Annotated in this window: 10 protein-coding genes, 1 tRNA gene and 1 rRNA gene; 1 reads left to right on the forward strand and 11 read right to left on the reverse strand. The window is 68.7% G+C overall.

The window, feature by feature from the left end; all coding sequences use genetic code 11:
- Positions 1–252: 252 nt before the first annotated feature.
- The 9 genes from ABZ532_RS13615 to ABZ532_RS13655 all read right to left on the reverse strand — a co-directional run bounded on the left by ABZ532_RS13615 (position 253) and on the right by ABZ532_RS13655 (position 14,771).
- Entirely contained in the window at positions 253–723 is a 471-nt protein-coding gene (locus tag ABZ532_RS13615; RefSeq protein WP_361282113.1) for a DNA starvation/stationary phase protection protein, read from the reverse strand.
- 191 nt (positions 724–914) lie between these two features.
- On the reverse strand, positions 915–1,298 hold the full coding sequence (locus ABZ532_RS13620; RefSeq protein ID WP_019889909.1) for a helix-turn-helix transcriptional regulator: 384 nt from the start codon (positions 1,296–1,298) through the stop codon (positions 915–917).
- Between the two features lie 109 nt (positions 1,299–1,407).
- Entirely contained in the window at positions 1,408–1,953 is a 546-nt protein-coding gene (locus ABZ532_RS13625; RefSeq protein ID WP_361282115.1) for a CinA family protein, read from the reverse strand.
- On the reverse strand, positions 1,950–2,642 hold the full coding sequence (gene pgsA / locus ABZ532_RS13630; RefSeq protein WP_361282117.1) for a CDP-diacylglycerol--glycerol-3-phosphate 3-phosphatidyltransferase: 693 nt from the start codon (positions 2,640–2,642) through the stop codon (positions 1,950–1,952). Before pgsA ends, ABZ532_RS13625 begins: the two co-directional genes overlap by 4 nt.
- Entirely contained in the window at positions 2,639–4,162 is a 1,524-nt protein-coding gene (gene rimO / locus ABZ532_RS13635; RefSeq protein ID WP_361282119.1) for a 30S ribosomal protein S12 methylthiotransferase RimO, read from the reverse strand. Before rimO ends, pgsA begins: the two co-directional genes overlap by 4 nt.
- Before the next feature lie 184 nt (positions 4,163–4,346).
- Positions 4,347–5,210 (reverse strand): RodZ domain-containing protein, encoded by an 864-nt coding sequence (locus ABZ532_RS13640; RefSeq protein WP_361282155.1) that lies wholly within the window; start codon positions 5,208–5,210, stop codon positions 4,347–4,349.
- 197 nt (positions 5,211–5,407) lie between these two features.
- Complete coding sequence (locus ABZ532_RS13645) at positions 5,408–8,143, reverse strand: DNA translocase FtsK (protein ID WP_361282121.1); 2,736 nt, start codon at positions 8,141–8,143, stop codon at positions 5,408–5,410.
- Positions 8,144–8,287: 144 nt separating this feature from the next.
- Positions 8,288–8,968: a response regulator gene (locus ABZ532_RS13650; protein ID WP_361282123.1), complete on the reverse strand. Its 681-nt coding sequence runs from the start codon at positions 8,966–8,968 to the stop codon at positions 8,288–8,290.
- A gap of 307 nt (positions 8,969–9,275) precedes the next feature.
- Positions 9,276–14,771 (reverse strand): HAMP domain-containing protein, encoded by a 5,496-nt coding sequence (locus tag ABZ532_RS13655; RefSeq protein WP_361282125.1) that lies wholly within the window; start codon positions 14,769–14,771, stop codon positions 9,276–9,278.
- Between the two features lie 267 nt (positions 14,772–15,038).
- On the opposite strand from ABZ532_RS13655, the gene ABZ532_RS13660 reads away from it, so the two are divergent.
- Positions 15,039–17,699: a SpoIIE family protein phosphatase gene (locus ABZ532_RS13660; protein WP_361282127.1), complete on the forward strand. Its 2,661-nt coding sequence runs from the start codon at positions 15,039–15,041 to the stop codon at positions 17,697–17,699.
- A 69-nt stretch (positions 17,700–17,768) separates the two neighbouring features.
- On the opposite strand, the gene ABZ532_RS13665 is transcribed toward ABZ532_RS13660, so the two are convergent.
- Positions 17,769–17,844: transfer RNA gene (locus tag ABZ532_RS13665), tRNA-Thr, on the reverse strand.
- A gap of 234 nt (positions 17,845–18,078) precedes the next feature.
- Positions 18,079–18,195 (reverse strand): 5S ribosomal RNA (gene rrf / locus ABZ532_RS13670).
- Between the last annotated feature and the right edge of the window lie 135 nt (positions 18,196–18,330).

The raw sequence follows: 18,330 nt of genomic DNA on the forward strand, positions 1-18,330 counted from the left end.
TCAGTCGGCGGGAGGGCGCACCGGTTGCACACCGGGCGCGCTCGCAGCCTATGTGCCAGGCGCCCCGGGGGTGCTCACCACGGGCTATGCGCCCGCGCACGCCTCTGCTGTCCGCGCTTTCGGCGCTTCCCGTCGCGGCCGATGCCCGCTCACCGGATGCCACCGGCATCTCGCCGGTGGCATCCGGTGCGGACGGGGCCGCACTCGCCACGGCCGGCGCAGCCGCCGCCGGCGCCGTGGGCCCCCGCGCCACTAGGCGCTCTCCGCCTGGAACATCCAGGCGTGCTTTTCCAGGTCGGCGGTGAGCTGGATGAGGATGTCCTGGCTCACCGGGTCGGGCTCGTCGGTGACCTCGATGCGCTCCCGCATCTTGATGATCACGGCACCCAAGGCCTTGACCATGATGCTGACGACGTCGGCATCCTGGATGTAGCCCTCCGGCACCTTGCCGATGACGCTCGAGGACGCCACCGTGCCGGCCCGGCCGTCGGGTGACACCCCGATCGCCGAGGCACGCTCCGCCACGGTGTCCGAGTGCTGCCGCGCGGTGGCGACGACCTCGTCCAGCTGGAGGTGCACCGAGCGGAAGCGCGGTCCCACCACGTTCCAGTGGACCTGCTTCGCCACCAGGGCCAGATCGATCAGATCCACCAGTGCACCCTGGAGCGCTTCTCCCGTGACCTTGCGGTCCTGTCCGGACAGCGCGCCCTTCACCACAGACATATGCGACCTCCCACGAGAACGAGACGGCACCGCTTCCCACCATGACACAAACGAGGGAAAAGCGGATCGAAACGGTCATCCAGTGAAGCTCCGGTGAGCTCTTCACTGAAACAATGGAGCCCCGGCCGAGTACCCACTCGACCGGGGCTCACACGTGGAGATCCAGGTGCTGACGACTGCCCGCCACCGCCTCAGGCGGCGACGACGTCCACCGCCTCCGCGGGCGCCTTGATCGTCACCCGCTCCGTCGGCACACCCGCCACCGACGTCACGGAAACGGAATTGAGCATCGGGCGTACCGGCGCGGGCACCGGCTCGCTCGCCGCTGCCGACTCGGCCAGCTCGGCGAGTGACAGCTCGTCGCTCACTTCCCGCATGAGCTCGGACATCCGTACGTCAAGCGCGTCGCAGATCGCGGAGAGCAGTTCGGAGGAAGCCTCCTTCTGCCCCCGCTCCACCTCGGAGAGATAGCCGAGCGATACTCGGGCGGACGAGGAGACTTCGCGCAGAGTACGGCCCTGGCGCTGGCGCTGCCGACGCAGCACGTCACCCAGCAGGCGACGGAGCAGAATCATCGGTGGCTCCCTCCTCGGACCGCGTAGCCGCATCCTTCACGCCCCACCGTACCGCCTCGCGCTGCGGCCGTGCGGGGAGCGATGACGTGTTCACTCAGGGCTGCAAACATCAAGTCCCCCCGTTCTGTTCCGTATCCTGTGCCCGCCCGTTCGGCGAGAGTTCTCCGGCGAGCAGCTCGAGCACGCTCCGTACACTCTCTCTACGGATTTCCGCACGGTCGCCGTTCAATCGCAGTGAGACGGCTTTCCGCGTCCCATCCGGCCTCGCGACCGCCACGAAGACCGTCCCCACGGGCCGTCCGTCCTGCGGCTCCGGCCCGGCGACGCCCGTGGTCGCGATGCCCCAGCCGGCGTCCAGCCCGGCCTTCACCCCTGCGGCCATCTGGGCTGCCACGTCCGGGTCGACCGCGCCGCTCAGGGCCAGCAGCGCGGCGTCGACTCCCAGGAGGTCACGCTTCACGGCCGTCGCGTATGCCGTGACGGATCCGCGGAAGGACTTCGAAGCCCCCGGGACGGCGGTCAGCTCGGCGGCCACGAGACCGCCCGTCAGGGACTCGGCGACAGCCAGGGTCTCCCCGCGCTCCGCGAGCAGCGCCAGCACCCGGGCGGCGACGCCGTCGGGGACGGCCTCCATCGCGGCGGGGACGGCGTTCATCGCGTGGTCTCCGAGGCGCCCTTCCGGTCGGCGGCGCGCGCCGCCTCACGCTCGGCCGCGAGACCCCTGCGCCGCAGGACCACGGCCTGCCGTACGTAGTCGAGCCCGGTGACCACCGTCAGCACGACCGCCACGGCCATCACCCACCAGCGCAGGGTGGCCAGCGGCCCGGTCAGCGCGAGGACGTACATCCCGACCGCGGTGCCCTGCGCCAGCGTCTTCATCTTTCCGCCGCGACTGGCGGGAATCACCCCGTGACGGATCACCCAGAAGCGCATCAGGGTGATCCCGAGCTCACGGAAGAGGATCACTCCCGTGACCCACCAGGGCAGGTCCCCGAGCCCCGAGAGGCAGATCAGCCCCGCCGCCATGATCGCCTTGTCGGCGATCGGATCGGCGATCTTGCCGAAGTCCGTGACCAGGTTGTAGGTGCGGGCGAGATGGCCGTCGAAAAGGTCGGTGATCATGGCGACGGCGAACGCCGCCCAGGCCCAGGCGCGCCAGGCGGGGTCGTACCCGCCGTTCTGGAGCAGCAGGATCACGAATCCGGGCACCAGCAGCAGCCTCACCATGGTGAGGATGTTGGCGATGTTCCACAGGCTGGCCTGGTTGACGGCAGCGGCCCCCAGCTTGCCGCCGGGCGCCGGCCTGCCGGTCCCACCCGCCGCGGACGCCGGGACTCCCGTCATCTGGCTGCCTCCTCACACCGCTCCGACACGACCTCGGCCACCAGGTCGACGCCCTCGGTGCCCACCACCTTCGCCTCGACCATACGACCGGGCACAAGGCCCTCAGCGGCCGTGAAGATCACCTGGCCGTCGGTCTCCGGAGCCTGGTGCGCGGCGCGGCCCACGGCTGCGTACTCGTCCTCGTCCAGGACATCGTCCGGATCCTCGCTCCCGACCGCGTCGAACACGGACTCGACCAGTACCTCCAGGGTCTCCCCGATCCGCTCGTCCGCGCGCTGGGCGGTGAGCTCCTCGGCGAGCCGGGACAGATGCGCGAGGCGCTCGTCCACGGTGTCCTGGTCGAGCTTGCTGTCGTACGTGGCGGCCTCGGTGCCCTCCTCGTCCGAGTAGCCGAAGACGCCGATGGCGTCGAGCCGTGCGTCCGTGAGGAAGCGCTCCAGCTCCGCGAAGTCGGCCTCGGTCTCGCCGGGGAAGCCCACGATGAAGTTCGAGCGCACCCCGGCCGCCGGTGCCTTGGAGCGGATCGTCTCGAGCAGTTCGAGGAACCGCTCGGTGTCCCCGAACCGCCGCATCGCACGCAGCACACCGGGCGCGCTGTGCTGGAAGGACAGGTCGAAGTAGGGCGCGACCTTCTCCGTCGACGTGAGCACGTCGATCAGGCCGGGGCGCATCTCGGCGGGCTGGAGATAGCTGACGCGGACCCGCTCGATGCCGTCGACGGCCGCGAGTTCCGGCAGCAGCGTCTCCAGCAGCCGGATGTCCCCGAGGTCCTTGCCGTAGGAGGTGTTGTTCTCGGAGACCAGCATGATCTCCTTCACGCCCTGCTCGGCGAGCCAGCGAGTCTCGCCGAGGACGTCGCTGGGGCGCCGGGAGATGAAGGAGCCGCGGAAGGACGGGATGGCGCAGAAGGAGCAGCGCCGGTCACAGCCGGACGCGAGCTTCACGGAGGCGACGGGGTTGGTGTCCAGACGCCGGCGCAGCGGTGCGCGGGGGCCGGAGGCGGGAGCGAGACCCTCCGGCAGGTCCGCCGGTACGCTCTCGGGCTCCGGTGCCTGGGCGTGCCCCGGCAGTGCGACTGCGGCCGTCTGCCGCTCCGCCGGGCTGATCGGCAGCAGCTTGCGCCGGTCGCGCGGGGTGTGCGAGGCGTGGATGCCGCCGCTGAGGATGGTCTGGAGCCGGTCGGAGATGTCGGAGTAGTCGTCGAAGCCCAGCACGCCGTCCGCTTCGGGCAGCGCTTCGGCGAGTTCCTTGCCGTAGCGCTCGGCCATGCATCCGACGGCCACGACGGCCTGGGTGCGGCCGTGGTCCTTCAGATCGTTGGCTTCCAGGAGGGCGTCGACGGAGTCCTTCTTGGCGGCCTCGACGAAGCCGCAGGTGTTGACGACGGCGACATCGGCGTCGGCGGCTTCTTCGACGAGCTCCCAGCCGTCCGCTGCCAGGCGGCCTGCGAGCTCCTCCGAGTCCACCTCGTTACGGGCGCAGCCAAGAGTGACAAGGGCGACGGTACGGCGTTCGGGCATGAGCTCAAGACTACTTTGTCCGAGCCCACGCCTGATCCGCGAGGCTGCCGGGGGGCACGGCGCCGGGGAAAGGCCGGCTTCAGGCTCCCTGACCAGCGGATATCGGCTTCCCCGACCAGCCGACCGGACCTACCCACCACACAGACCGACCTCGGACGGCCCAGCCGGCCCGGGAGCAGGCGGCTCAGCCCGCCTCGGGGTCACCCTTGGTGTAGGAGAGCCGCTCGACCTGACCCGGCTCGAACTTGTCTTCGACTTTCTTGCCGTTCACGAAGAGCTCGATCGCCCCGGCGTTGCCCAGGATCAGATCCAGCCGCTCCCCGTCCTGGAAGGTCTGGGACTGCCCTTCCTCGAGCAGCCCGTCGAAGAGCAGCTTGCCGCTGGCGGACTTCGCGGAGATCCAGCTCTTGTCACCGACGGCGGACACCTTGACCGTGACCTTGTCCTGCGGGACCGCGGCGATCGCGCTGTCCGAGGGGTCGGGCTTGGCCGGCTGGGACTGCTGAGGCAGCGGCTGTGCGGGCTGCTGGCTGGCCGGCGGCTTCGGGCTGGTCTTGGCCGGGGCAGCGCCCTCGGCGACGTTCTTGGTGGTCTTGGCCGTGTCATTGCCACTGAACAGCGTGAAGGCGGCGAAACCGATGACGGCGACGATCGCCGCGACCATCGCCGCGGTCCAGTTCGGGCGCCTGGGCTCTGGGCGGATACGTTCCGCCTCGAAGAGCGGCGCGGCGGGCGTCGGCGACGGCCGGCCGCCGTGTCCGGCGTCGTACTGCGCCACGAGCGGGGCCGGATCCAGTCCAACGGCGCGGGCGAGGGTCCCGATGTGGCCACGCGCGTACACATCACCACCGCAGCGGGAGAAGTCATCCTGCTCGATCGCCTGCACGATGGGGACGCGGACACGGGTGGAGGTACTGACCTCGTCAACGGTCAGGCCTGCCGCGCTGCGGGCGTCTTGCAGCGCTCGACCGATCGAAGGCCGATCATCTTCGATCAAAGGTCGGTCCTCCTCGATCGAAGGCCGGTCGTCTTCGGGGGAGTTGCCGATGGACACGAGTGCGCCTTTCGAGCGTGTAACCACCTGCTGGAGGTTCAGTCTAGGGGTGGTACGAAAGGGTGGGGCAACCGGGCGGATGCCGTTTGTACGCCATCAGAATGGCCGGACAGCGGGAGGGTGGAGCCAGCGCTCCCGGCCCTCTCTCCAACTTGACGTATGACCAAGTGAAACGGTTGCCTCACTTTTCCCTACGGGTGAGACTCCCCCCGTATCACCGCCAGCACTCCATCCAGTTCCTCGGGTTTTACGAGTACGTCGCGCGCCTTCGAGCCCTCGCTGGGACCCACGATGTTCCGGGACTCCATGAGGTCCATCAGCCGGCCCGCCTTCGCGAAACCGACCCGCAGCTTGCGCTGGAGCATCGAGGTCGAGCCGAACTGGGTGGACACCACCAGCTCGGCCGCCTGGCAGAGCAGGTCGAGGTCGTCGCCGATGTCCTCGTCGATCTCCTTCTTCTGCTTCGTGCCGACCACGACGTCGTCCCGGAAGACCGGGGCCATCTGGTCCTTGCAGTGCCGGACGACCGCGGCGACCTCGCCCTCGGTCACGAAGGCGCCCTGCATACGGGTCGGCTTGCTTGCGCCCATCGGGAGGAACAAACCGTCGCCCTTGCCGATCAGCTTCTCGGCCCCCGGCTGGTCGAGGATGACCCGGCTATCGGCAAGGGAGGAGGTCGCGAAGGCGAGCCGGGAGGGCACATTGGCCTTGATGAGGCCCGTGACCACGTCGACGGACGGCCGCTGGGTGGCCAGTACCAGATGGATTCCCGCAGCGCGCGCCAGCTGGGTGATACGGACGATGGCGTCTTCCACGTCGCGAGGAGCCACCATCATCAGATCCGCGAGCTCGTCCACGATCACCAGGAGATAGGGATACGGCTGGAGCTCGCGCTCGCTGCCCGCGGGAGGTGTGACCTTACCGAGCCGCACCGCCTGGTTGAAGTCGTCGATGTGCCGGAAGCCGTAGACCGCGAGGTCGTCGTAGCGCAGATCCATCTCACGCACCACCCACTGGAGTGCCTCGGCGGCCCGCTTGGGGTTGGTGATGATCGGCGTGATCAGGTGCGGGATGCCCTCGTACGCGGTCAGCTCGACCCGCTTGGGGTCGACGAGGACCATCCGTACGTCCTCCGGGGTGGCCCTGATCATCACCGAGGTGATCAGACAGTTGATGCAGGAGGACTTGCCCGAACCGGTGGCACCGGCGACCAGGACGTGCGGCATCTTGGCGAGGTTGGCCATGACATAGCCGCCCTCCACATCCTTGCCGAGCGCCACCAGCATGGGGTGGTCGTCACCCGCCGCGTCGGCGAGACGCAGCACGTCGCCGAGATTGACCATCTCGCGGTCGGTGTTGGGGATCTCGATGCCGACCGCCGACTTGCCCGGGATCGGCGAGATGATCCGTACGTCGGGGCTGGCCACGGCATACGCGATGTTCTTGGTCAGCGCGGTGATCCGCTCGACCTTGACCGCCGGGCCCAGCTCGACCTCATAGCGGGTGACCGTCGGGCCGCGGGTGAAGCCGGTGACCGCGGCATCGACCTTGAACTCCGCGAAGACGTTCGTCAGCGAGGCGACGATCGCGTCGTTGGCGGCGCTGCGGGTCTTGCCCGGCCCGCCGCGCTCCAGCAGGTCCAGCGAGGGCAGCCCATAGGTGATGTCACCGGACAGCTGGAGCTGCTCGGCCCGCGACGGCAGGGGCGCCGACTCCTCGGGAGCCGGCTTGGTCAGGTCCGGTACCGCCTCGCGGGGGGCGGGCGGCCGCTCGGTACGGGCCCCGGGGACGGGCCCGGTGGCACGCTCCCGCTCAGCGCTGAGGTCCCGGGTCAGGTCGGCCACGACGGGGGACGGCGGCAGCCCGCCCAGCACGGCGCCGTCGAGGGCGGCGGCGGCAGCGGCGGCCACGTCGATCGCGTCCATGGGGCGTCCCGTGCCGGCCCGCGCCGGGGAGCCGCGCGACTGCCGGCGCCGCGACAGCGCGGCCTCCTCGGCCTGCTCGGCGTCGTACACGTCCCCGGCTGCCACCCCGGCCGCCGGTCGCCGACGGCGCGCGGGGCGGGCGGCCGGGCCGTCCTGCCACTCCTCGTCCACACGCTCGTCCGCCGCGCCCGCCTCGTACGGCGGGTCGAGGAGTCCGAGCTTCACACCGAGCGCGCGCAGCCGCCGCGGGATCGCGTTGACCGGGGTCGCGGTGACGACCAGCAGCCCGAAGACGGTCAGCAGCACCAGCATCGGCACGGCGAGCACCTCGCCCATGGCGAAGACCAGCGGCTGGGAGACGCCCCAGCCGATCAGCCCGCCCGCGTCCTGGATCGCTTCCGCGCCCTCGCCGCGCCCCGGCGAGCCGCAGGCGATGTGGACCTGGCCGAGCACCCCGACGACCAGCGCGGACAAGCCGATGACGATGCGGCCGTTGGCCTCCGGCTTCTCGGGGTAGAGGATCAGCCGCACGGCGATCGCGGTGAGCAGTATCGGCACGAGTAGATCGAGCCGCCCGAAGGCGCCCGTGACGAGCATCTCGACGAGATCCCCGACGGGACCGCGCAGATGGGACCAGGTGCCCGCGGCGACGACCAGGCCGAGACCGAGCATCAGGAGGGCGAGGCCGTCCTTGCGGTGCGCCGGATCGAGCCCCTTGGCCCCGCGCCCTATGCCGCGCAGCATCGCGCCGACACCGTGCGCGAGTCCCATCCACACGGCGCGCAGGAGCCAGACGACGCCCCCGGTGGGATTCGGGGCGGGTGCGGGCGCGGCCCTCCTGGCCGCTGCCTTCTTCGCGGGCGCCGGCTTCTTGGCAGCGGTCTTCTTCACCGGTGCCTTCTTGGCGGGTGCCGCCTTCGCGGCAGCGGCGGTACGGCCGGCACGCGGCTTCGCGGTGCCCGCCGTGCCCTGGGAACCCTTGCCGGACGTACGAGAGGCCATGATGGTGAGGTTACCGGTGTGACCGGCGATGGACACGCGTGCCCACCGCTTCACCCTTTCGTGTCGCCCTCGCCGCGTACGGAAACTGACGCCCACTCAAACGGAATGTGGACGAACTACGCGCAGAGCGCCCGCCAGGGCGGGTCAGTTCTGCGAGGGGAGCGTGGGCGCGCCGCTTCCGGTGCCCGGCTCCAGGGCGTCCAATGCCCTGCGCAGCCCGGTGAGCTTGCGTTCGAGATGGGCGGCGGTGGCGAGGGCGGCGGCATCCGCCGATTCGTCGTCGAGTTGCTTCGACAGGGCTTCCGCCTGCTCTTCAACGGCCGCGAGACGTGCGGAGAGTTCGGCGAGCAGCCCTGCGGGCTCCTTACTGTCCCCCGCACCGACATGACCGCCTTCCAGCTGGAGCCGGAGCAGCGCGGCCTGCTCACGCAGCTGGCAGTTCTTCATGTAGAGGTCCACGAACACGGAGACCTTGGCGCGGAGCACCCACGGGTCGAACGGCTTGGAGATGTAGTCCACCGCGCCCGCGGCATAACCGCGGAAGGTGTGGTGCGGGCCATGGTTGATCGCGGTCAGGAAGATGATGGGGATGTCACGGGTCCGCTCCCGCCGCTTGATGTGCGCCGCGGTCTCGAATCCGTCCATTCCCGGCATCTGGACATCCAGGAGGATGACCGCGAAGTCATCCGTCAGAAGCGCTTTGAGCGCCTCTTCTCCTGACGATGCCCGAACCAGTGTCTGATCGAGCGCAGAGAGGATGGCCTCCAGCGCCAGCAGATTCTCCGGCCGGTCATCGACCAGGAGGATCTTGGCCTTCTGCACCATGCCTCGCCCTCCTCGCCCCGGCTGGGGTCACCCCAGCTCGAAAAGCCAGGGTAAGCACCGGGCGCCGCCCCAGGGGACGACTCCCTTACGCCGCCCGCCCTTGTGCCGGTCATGGTAGCCGCACCCCGCCCATCGCCACACCCTGTCACCGCGATGTCACTGTGTACGTAGCAGAAACGCCGCAGGAGACCAGAAGGTTCCCCGAATCCCGCGCCCTCACACCCCACCGGCGACAGTCAGTCAGCGGCCCGGAGGTGAGCCCCCACGGGCCGCGACCCGGCAGCGGGCTGTCGCAGCCCAGCCACCGTCACTTCCCGCGCATCCACTGCTCCATGACCGTGAGCAGATGGTCGGGGTCGACCGGCTTGGTGACATAGTCGGAAGCGCCCGATTCGATGGCCTTCTCCCGGTCCCCCTTCATCGCCTTCGCGGTGAGGGCGATGATGGGGAGACCGGCGAACTGGGGCATCCTCCGGATCGCCGTCGTCGTCGCGTAGCCGTCCATCTCCGGCATCATGATGTCCATCAGTACGACTGCCACATTGTCATGCTGTTCCAGTACTTCAATGCCTTCCCGCCCGTTCTCCGCATAGAGCACGGAGAGACCGTTCTGTTCCAGAACGCTCGTCAGCGCGAAGACATTGCGGATGTCGTCGTCGACGATGAGCACCTTCTCGCTGTGGAACTCGAAGGTACGCCGCGGCTCCTGCACACCGTCCTGCTGATGCTGGCCGTTCCACGACTCCTCCGCCGCCCCCGGCTGCCCCGGGAGCGCTGTCCTCAGATCCGCACCACCCAGCGCCTTGCGCCGGCGCCGGAAAAGCATCGCGGGGCCCGGCTGCGCGTCGCCGCCCGCGGCGGGCTGAACACCCTGCTGCGGGGCCGCTCCACCCGCTTCGAGCGCGTCCGGGTCGTCACCCACCGCCTGCGGGGCGTCGGTGCCGGGCGCGAGCTGCACATAACCCTGCGGCGGCAGTTCACTCGCGTGCAGGGGCAGGTACAGGGTGAAGGTGGAGCCGCGGCCGGGCTCGCTCGCAGCATGGATCTCGCCACCGAGCAGCCTGGCGATCTCCCGGCTGATGGACAGACCGAGGCCCGTACCGCCGTACTTGCGGCTGGTCGTGCCGTCCGCCTGCTTGAACGCCTCGAAAATCACCCGCATCTTGCTGGCGGCGATCCCGATACCGGTGTCGGACACCGAGAAGGCAATGAGGTCGGCGTCCGCGTCACGCAGCGACCCCGCCTCCAGAAGCTGCTCACGGATGGACTGGGGCACATCACTGTTCGCCGGCCGGATCACCAGCTCGACCGCCCCCGTGTCGGTGAACTTCACCGCGTTCGACAGCAGGTTGCGCAGCACCTGGAGCAACCGCTGCTCGTCGGTGTGCAGCGTGGCCGGGAGCTCGGGCGACACCCGTACCGAGAAGTCGAGAGCCTTCTCGGCCGTGAGCGGCCGGAAGGTGGCCTCCACATAGTCGACCAGCTGCACCAGGGCGATCCGGGTCGGGCTGACGTCCATCTTGCCCGCCTCGACCTTCGACAGGTCGAGGATGTCGTTGATGAGCTGCAACAGATCGGAGCCCGCGCCGTGGATGGTCTCGGCGAACTCCACCTGCTTCGGAGTGAGGTTGGTCTCGGCGTTGTCGGCCAGCAGCTTGGCGAGGATAAGCAGCGAGTTCAGCGGGGTGCGCAGCTCATGTGACATGTTGGCCAGGAACTCCGACTTGTAGCGCATGGAGACGGCGAGCTGCTCGGCCCGCTCCTCCAGCACCTGCCGTGCTTCCTCGATCTCGGTGTTCTTCACCTCGATGTCGCGGTTCTGCTGGGCGAGGAGCTCGGCCTTCTCCTCCAGTTCGGCATTGGAGGACTGGAGCGCCCGCTGCCGGTTCTCCAGCTCCGCCGAACGTTCACGCAGTTGCTCCGTCAGTTCCTGCGACTGCTTGAGCAGCAGCTCGGTCTTGGTATTGACGCTGATGGTGTTGACGCTCGTCGCGATCATCTCGGCGAGCTGATTGAGGAAGTCCCGCTGGATCTGGGTGAACGGCTGGAACGACGCCAGCTCGATCACTCCGAGCACCATCCCCTCGAAGAGCACCGGCAGCACGATCACGTACGCGGGCGGAGCCTCACCCAGCCCCGACGAGATCTTCAGATAGCCCGGCGGCACGCTGATCTGGATGGTTCGCTTCTCCTCCGCCGCCGTACCGATCAGGGTCTCCCCCGGCCGGAACGACGTGGGCATCGCGCCTGTGTAGCCGTAACTCCCCCGCATCACCAGCTCGTACGAGCTGCCGTCGACGTGCGAGCCGAGGTCCCCGCCGCTTGTCGGCATCGCCACGAAGAACGCGCCGTGCTGCGCCGTGACCACCGGTGTCAGCTCGCTCATGATGAGCGAGGCGACATCGTCGAGATCCCGGCGGCCCTGCATCAGACCGGAGATTCGGGCCAGGTTGCCCTTGAGCCAGTCCTGCTCCTCGTTGGCCAGGGTGGTGTCGCGCAGGTTCGCGATCATCGTGTTGATGTTGTCCTGGAGGACCTGGATCTCACCGGCCGCATCCACGTCGATCTTGAGGTTGAGGTCGCCCCGGGTCACTGCGGTGGCGACGGCCGCGATCGCCCGCACCTGCCTGGTCAGGTTGCCCGCCATCTCGTTCACCGACTCGGTGAGGTCGCGCCAGGTGCCGTCGACGTCCCGCACGCGCGCCTGACCGCCCAGCATTCCGTCCGTGCCCACCTCACGGGCCACCCTGGTGACCTCTCCGGCGAACGACGACAGCTGGTCGACCATCGTGTTGATGGTGTTCTTCAGCTCGAGGATCTCGCCCCGCGCATCGATGTCGATCTTCTTGGTGAGGTCACCCTTGGCGATGGCGGTGGTGACAGCGGCGATCTGACGCACCTGACCGGTCAGGTTGGAGGCCATCGAGTTCACCGACTCGGTGAGGTCCTTCCATGTACCGGACACGCCGGGCACCCGGGCCTGGCCGCCCAGCTCGCCCTCCGTACCCACCTCACGGGCCACACGAGTCACCTCGTCGGCGAACGACGACAGCGTGGTCACCATGGTGTTGACCGTGTCGGCGAGCTCGGCGACCTCACCGCGCGCCTCGACGGTGACCTTCTTCGTCAGATCACCGTGGGCGACCGCGGACGACACCCGGGAGATGTTGCGCACCTGGCTGGTCAGATTGGCCGCCATGGTGTTGACGTTGTCGCTGAGGTCCTTCCAGATACCGGTGGCACCACGCACCCGCGCCTGCCCGCCGAGGATGCCCTCAGTGCCCACCTCACGGGCCACCCGGGTCACCTCGTCGGCGAAGTTGGACAGCTGGTCCACCATCGTGTTGACGGTCGTCACCAGCTCGAGGATCTCACCCTTGGCGTCGACGGTGATCTTCTTCGACAGATCGCCCTTGGCGACCGCCTTCGTCACCTCGGCGATGTTACGCACCTGCGAGGTGAGGTTGTTCGCCATGAAGTTGACGGACTGGGTGAGGTCCTTCCAGGTACCCGAGACGCCCTGGACCTCGGCCTGGCCGCCGAGGATGCCCTCGGTACCCACCTCACGGGCCACCCGGGTCACCTGCTCGGCGAACGACGACAGCTGGTCCACCATCGTGTTGAGCGTGTTCTTCAGCTCGAGGATCTCGCCCCGCGCGTCCACATCGATCTTCTGCGACAGATCACCGCGCGCCACCGCCGTGGCGACCTGGGCGATATTGCGGACCTGCGCCGTGAGGTTCCCCGCCATGCCGTTCACGGAGTCGGTCAGATCACGCCACACGCCCGCGACACCCTGCACCTGCGCCTGGCCGCCGAGGCGTCCGTCCGTGCCCACCTCACGGGCCACCCGGGTCACCTGGTCGGCGAACGACGACAGCTGGTCCACCATCGTGTTGATGGTGTTCTTCAGCTCGAGGATCTCGCCCCGCGCGTCCACATCGATCTTCTGCGACAGATCACCGCGCGCCACCGCCGTCGTCACCTGGGCGATCTGCCGCACCTGTGAGGTCAGGTTCCCCGCCATGAAGTTGACGGAGTCCGTGAGCTCCTTCCAGGTGCCGGACACACCAGGCACCCGGGCCTGGCCACCGAGCCGGCCCTCCGTGCCCACGTCACGCGCCATCCCCGTGACCTGGTCGGCGAACGACGAGAGCTGCGCCACCATCGTGTTGACGGTGTTCTTCAGCTCCAGCATCTCCCCGGCCACATCGACCGTGACCTTCTGCGTCAGATCACCGTTCGCGACCGCCGTCGTCACCTGAGCGATATCCCGCACCTGACCAGTGAGGTTACGGAACGCCGTGTTCACCGAGTCGGTCAGGTCCTTCCACGTACCCGCGGCACCCGGCACCTGCGCCTGACCCCCGAGACGCCCCTCGACACCGACTTCCCGGGCCACCCGGGTCACCTCGGAACCGAACGACTGGAGCTGCGCCACCATCGTGTTGACGGTGTTCTTCAGCTCCAGCATCTCCCCGGCCACATCGACCGTGACCTTCTGGGACAGATCACCGTTCGCGACCGCCGTCGTCACCTGAGCGATATCCCGCACCTGACCGGTGAGGTTACGGAACGCCGTGTTCACCGAGTCGGTCAGGTCCTTCCACGTACCCGCGGCACCCGGCACCTGCGCCTGACCCCCAAGCAGTCCCTCGGCGCCGACCTCGCTGGCCACCCGGGTCACCTCGTCCGCGAAGGTACGAAGCGTCTCGGTCATCTGGTTGATGGTCTCCGCCAGCTGCGCCACCTCGCCACGCGCGCTCACCGTGACCTTCTGGGACAGATCACCGTTCGCGACCGCGGTGGTGACTTCCGCGATGCCGCGCACCTGGGAGGTGAGGTTGCCCGCCATGGTGTTGACGGAGTCGGTGAGGTCCTTCCACACACCTGCGACTCCCGGCACGGCCGCCTGGCCGCCGAGCTCGCCCTCCGTGCCCACCTCGCGCGCGACTCGCGTCACTTCGGACGAGAACGAGGACAGCTGGTCCACCATCGTGTTGACGGTGTTCTTCAGCTGGAGCATCTCACCGGCCACATGCACGGTGACCTTCCGCGACAGATCGCCCTTGGCGACCGCGGTGGTGACGAGAGCGATATCACGCACCTGGGCCGTCAGCCGGTACGCCATCGTGTTCACCGAATCCGTGAGGTCCTTCCACGAACCGGACATACCTCGCACCTGGGCCTGACCGCCGAGCTTGCCCTCGGTGCCGACCTCAAGTGCGACCCGCGTCACCTCGTCGGTGAACGCCGAGAGCTGGTCCACCAGGCTGTTGACGGTCCGGGCGACCTTCAGGAACTCACCGCGCAGGGGCCGCACCGCACCGTCGGAGCCGTCGGCGGCATGCGAGCGCAGCTCCATGCGCTGCTCCAGATCACCGTCGGCAACCGCCGACAGCACCCTGCTGACCTCGGACACCGGCCGGGCCAGATCGTCGACGAGCGCGTTGGACGCCTCGATCGCCGCGGCCCAGGAGCCCTCGCAGGCACCGGGCTCGAGCCGCTCCGTGAGTTTTCCCTCACGTCCCACGACACGCCGGACCCGCGCGAGTTCCCCGGTGAGGTGCAGATTCCGGTCGGCGACCTCGTTGAAGACCGCCGCGATCTCGGCCATGACGTCATCGCCCGAGACCGTCAGCCGCTTGCGGAAATTGCCGTCCCGCATCGCGACCAGAGCCGCGAGAAGCCGGTTCAGAGCCGCGGCGTCCACCGCTGTCGTGCCGCCCCGTGGCTGGCTTTTCCGGGACTGTCCGCCTTGTGCGCGCGTGCTCGTGCCCCGCGCCGCTGCACCAGACTCCACCGTGTCCCTCCCACAGGGGTTACGTCATGCTCGGGCTGTCTCAAGGAATCGTCCCAGTGTTTCACCGCAGCAGAACCAGGCCATAACAGTTCGGCAGCTTCGCATAGCGTCCCCACACCCGGAGGGCGGAAACGGCCGCGACCGGCATCCGCTCGGACAGCGAAGGTAAGTAACCTGGCATCCGGCTGTCCAACCGCCCCGGTCGCCCGGCAGGGGTGGTGAGGCGCGAGGACAATGACCGGGCACCGGGAGGGGCAGGCACCAACCATGGCAGAGCCGGGCGTCGAGACGCGTATGAAGAGTTCTGTGATCACTGCGCGGGCGGCTGCCAGCTTCGACCCCGTCGGACGGTCGGTCGCCACAGCCCGCGCCTTCGTCCGGGACACGCTCCAGGGCTGGGGATACGCCGAAGTCGTCGACGACGCGGTGGTCCTCACAAGCGAACTCGTCACCAACGCGGTCATCCATGCCGGCACCGCCGCCGATGTGCTCTGCCTGCGCACCCCGGACGGGGTGCGGGTCGAGGTGGGCGACCGCTATCCCGAGCGGGAGATCCCGATCCAGGGCGGTGGCAGAGCCGTCGCCCACCCGGATCGCGAGAACGGCCGCGGTCTGCTGCTCTGCGCCGCACTCGCGACACGCTGGGGCGTCGAGTACTCGGCCTCGACCAAGCAGGTCTGGTTCCAGCTCGATCTGCCACAGCGCCCCGTCGGCACCCGCTCGGCCGGTCCCGTGCTCCCCGTCGACCTCCTCCCGGTCGCCGACGAGCGAGTCAGGGTGGCCGTCGTACAGATCGACCGCGTCGGCGCGATCAGCTCCTGGAACGACGACGCCGAGCACCTCTTCGGATACCTGGCCGACCAGGTGGTCGGCAAGCCCCTCGGCGACCTCGCCGCCTGGCCCCACACCCCCGGAATCGGCACCGGAATCGCCGAGGCACTCCAACTGTCTCGCTGGGAAGGCAGCTACGGCATCCGGGACACCGACGGCCGGGTCATCGCGGTGTACGCCTCCCACCTCCGCATCCGCGACACCCATGGCGAGGCCTCCACCGTCTGCCTCCTCGTCCGCGACTACGAACGCGCGGTCATCCAGTCACCGGCACGCGTATCCCCCAACGACGGCTCGGGCACGGAGACCCGCAACGCCGACCCCTTCGAGGTGTTCATCGGCTCTCCCGCCCCCGACGACCTCGACGGGCTCCTCCAGCGCACCGTCGAGCGCGCCCGCGACATGCTCGACGGCGACTCCGCCTTCCTGCTGCTGGCCACCGACGACGAGACAGAGCTCGAAGTACGGGCCACCACCGGCCTTCCCTCCGCCCGCCAGCGCTTCGCCCGCGTCCCGGTCGAAGCGGGCACCGGCCGCTACGGCTCCGCCAGGATGCCCGCCGTCCACGAGGACCTGAGCGCCGTCCCCGGCGCCGTGCCCCTCCTCGACGGCACCGGAATGCGCTCCGTGGTCACCGTCCCGCTGAAGGTCGAAGGCCGGCTCACCGGCTCCCTCGGAGTCGCCACGGAAGCCGAGAGCCGCTACTCCAACGAAGAAGCCCTGCGCCTCCAGTTCGCCGCCGACCGCATCGCGCTCGCAGTCGAGTCCGCCCGGCTCGGCGAGCTGGAGAGGCTGCGCCGGGGCTCGCTCAGCTTCCTGGTCGAGGCATCCGACCTGCTGGCCGGCACACTCGACCGCGATCAGACGCTGGCGCTCATGGCACAGATGACGGTGCCCACGCTGGCCACCTGGTGCGCCGTCTACACCCTCGCGGACCAGTCGTCGGAACCGTACCTCTCCTACGTGCTCCACGAGGACGAGGAACGCATCGACGGCCTCAAGGCCCTCCTCTCCAAGCTCCCCCCGCCGATTCCGGAACCCACTCCCGGTGCCCGCGTATGGAACGCTCCGGCCGACGCCGCCCACCAGGCCGCGCTGCGTACCTCGATGCGCGAACTGAGCGTGGAGACCGCCTCCTTGTCGTCGACCACCGGGATCGGTGCGACCCTGGCCACGGCCTCCGCGGTCGGCGGCGAAACGGTCGTCCTGCCCCTGGTCGCACGCAACCGCGTCATCGGCATGCTGACCCTCGGCAAGCCGTCCGACGACCACTTCCGCCAGGAGATCCTCGAACTGGCCGAAGACCTCTCGCGCCGTGCGGCACTGGCACTCGACAACGCCCGCCTCTACTCAGAGCGCACGGCGATCAGCCAGTCGCTCCAGCGCAGCCTCCTTCCTCCGTCCCGCCCCGAGGTGCCCGGCGTCGAGGTCGAGGTCATCTACCGCGCCGCGGGCGAAGGCAACGAAGTGGGCGGCGACTTCTACGACCTCTTCCCCATCCGCGACGGTGTCTACGGCTTCGCGATCGGCGACGTCTGCGGTACGGGCCCGGAGGCCGCCGCCGTCACCGGTCTGGCCCGCCACGCCCTACGTCTCCTCGCCCGCGAGGGCTTCGGCGGCCCCGCGGTGCTCGAACGACTGAACGCTGCGATCCTCGACGAAGGCGCTCGCAGTCGCTTCCTCACCCTGCTGTACGGCGAGCTGCGGCCTCAGGAGGACGGCTCGGCCACCCTCAAGGTCGTCTGCGCCGGCCATCCGCTCCCGCTGCGGCTACGCCAGGACGGCACCGTGGAGCCTGCCGCGGAACCACAGCCGCTGCTGGGTGTGATGGATGATCTGGAGCTGTACGAGCAGACCGTCACCCTGGAGCCGGGCGATGTCCTGCTGTGCGTGACCGACGGCGTTACGGAACGACGGGAGGGCACCCGCATGCTCGGCGACGACGGCCTCTTGGACGTGCTGACGACATGTACCGGTCTCACGGCGGGAGCGGTGGCGGCGCGCATCCTGCGTGCTGTCGAACGTTTCGCCGCGGAACCGGCGTCGGACGACATGGCGATCCTCGTGATGCGCATCCCCGAGCCGCAGAAAAACTGAGGCCGGCCGGCTGGAAGCCGGGGTAACGCAGAAGGCCCCCCGCCGTGAGGCGGGGGGCCTTCTGTCTGGTGGAGCCCCCAAACGGAATCGAACCGTTGACCTTCTCCTTACCATGGAGACGCTCTACCGACTGAGCTATAGGGGCCTGTTGCTTCTGCGGTCTTCCGCGCGGCAACAAGCAGAATCATACACGGAGCTGTGGGACGCTCAGAACCAGCAGTCCCACCGGCCACCACGCGCCTCATACTCCCGCTGCACGGCATGTTGAGCGGGCGGCGAGCCCCGTGCCTGACCTGACCGGCACCTGTGCCAGAAGAAGGCATGGAACGCAGAAATGCCTCAACCCCCAGGCAAGGCCTGGGGGTTGAGGCTAAAAATTGTTCGGCGGTGTCCTACTCTCCCACAGGGTCCCCCCTGCAGTACCATCGGCGCTGAAAGGCTTAGCTTCCGGGTTCGAAATGTAACCGGGCGTTTCCCTAACGCTATGACCACCGAAACTCTATGAAACAATCAAACACAACCGACCCATCACACACGTGTGTGGGGTGTGTTCGTTACTTCAGAACTAACACAGTGGACGCGAGCAACTGAGGACAAGCCCTCGGCCTATTAGTACCGGTCAACTCCACAC

This window comes from Streptomyces sp. NPDC019396 (assembly GCF_040632375.1).
Taxonomy (GTDB): Bacteria; Actinomycetota; Actinomycetes; order Streptomycetales; family Streptomycetaceae; genus Streptomyces.

What these genes read in the sequence shown, in the direction of transcription:
- pgsA (WP_361282117.1), bottom strand. Translation starts at nt 2,642, where the DNA reads ATGACGGGAGTCCCGGCGTCCGCGGCGGGTGGGACCGGCAGGCCGGCG.
- ABZ532_RS13615 (WP_361282113.1), bottom strand. Translation starts at nt 723, where the DNA reads ATGTCTGTGGTGAAGGGCGCGCTGTCCGGACAGGACCGCAAGGTCACG.
- rimO (WP_361282119.1), bottom strand. Translation starts at nt 4,162, where the DNA reads ATGCCCGAACGCCGTACCGTCGCCCTTGTCACTCTTGGCTGCGCCCGT.
- ABZ532_RS13625 (WP_361282115.1), bottom strand. Translation starts at nt 1,953, where the DNA reads ATGAACGCCGTCCCCGCCGCGATGGAGGCCGTCCCCGACGGCGTCGCC.
- ABZ532_RS13660 (WP_361282127.1), top strand. Translation starts at nt 15,039, where the DNA reads ATGGCAGAGCCGGGCGTCGAGACGCGTATGAAGAGTTCTGTGATCACT.
- ABZ532_RS13620 (WP_019889909.1), bottom strand. Translation starts at nt 1,298, where the DNA reads ATGATTCTGCTCCGTCGCCTGCTGGGTGACGTGCTGCGTCGGCAGCGC.
- ABZ532_RS13650 (WP_361282123.1), bottom strand. Translation starts at nt 8,968, where the DNA reads ATGGTGCAGAAGGCCAAGATCCTCCTGGTCGATGACCGGCCGGAGAAT.
- ABZ532_RS13645 (WP_361282121.1), bottom strand. Translation starts at nt 8,143, where the DNA reads ATGGCCTCTCGTACGTCCGGCAAGGGTTCCCAGGGCACGGCGGGCACC.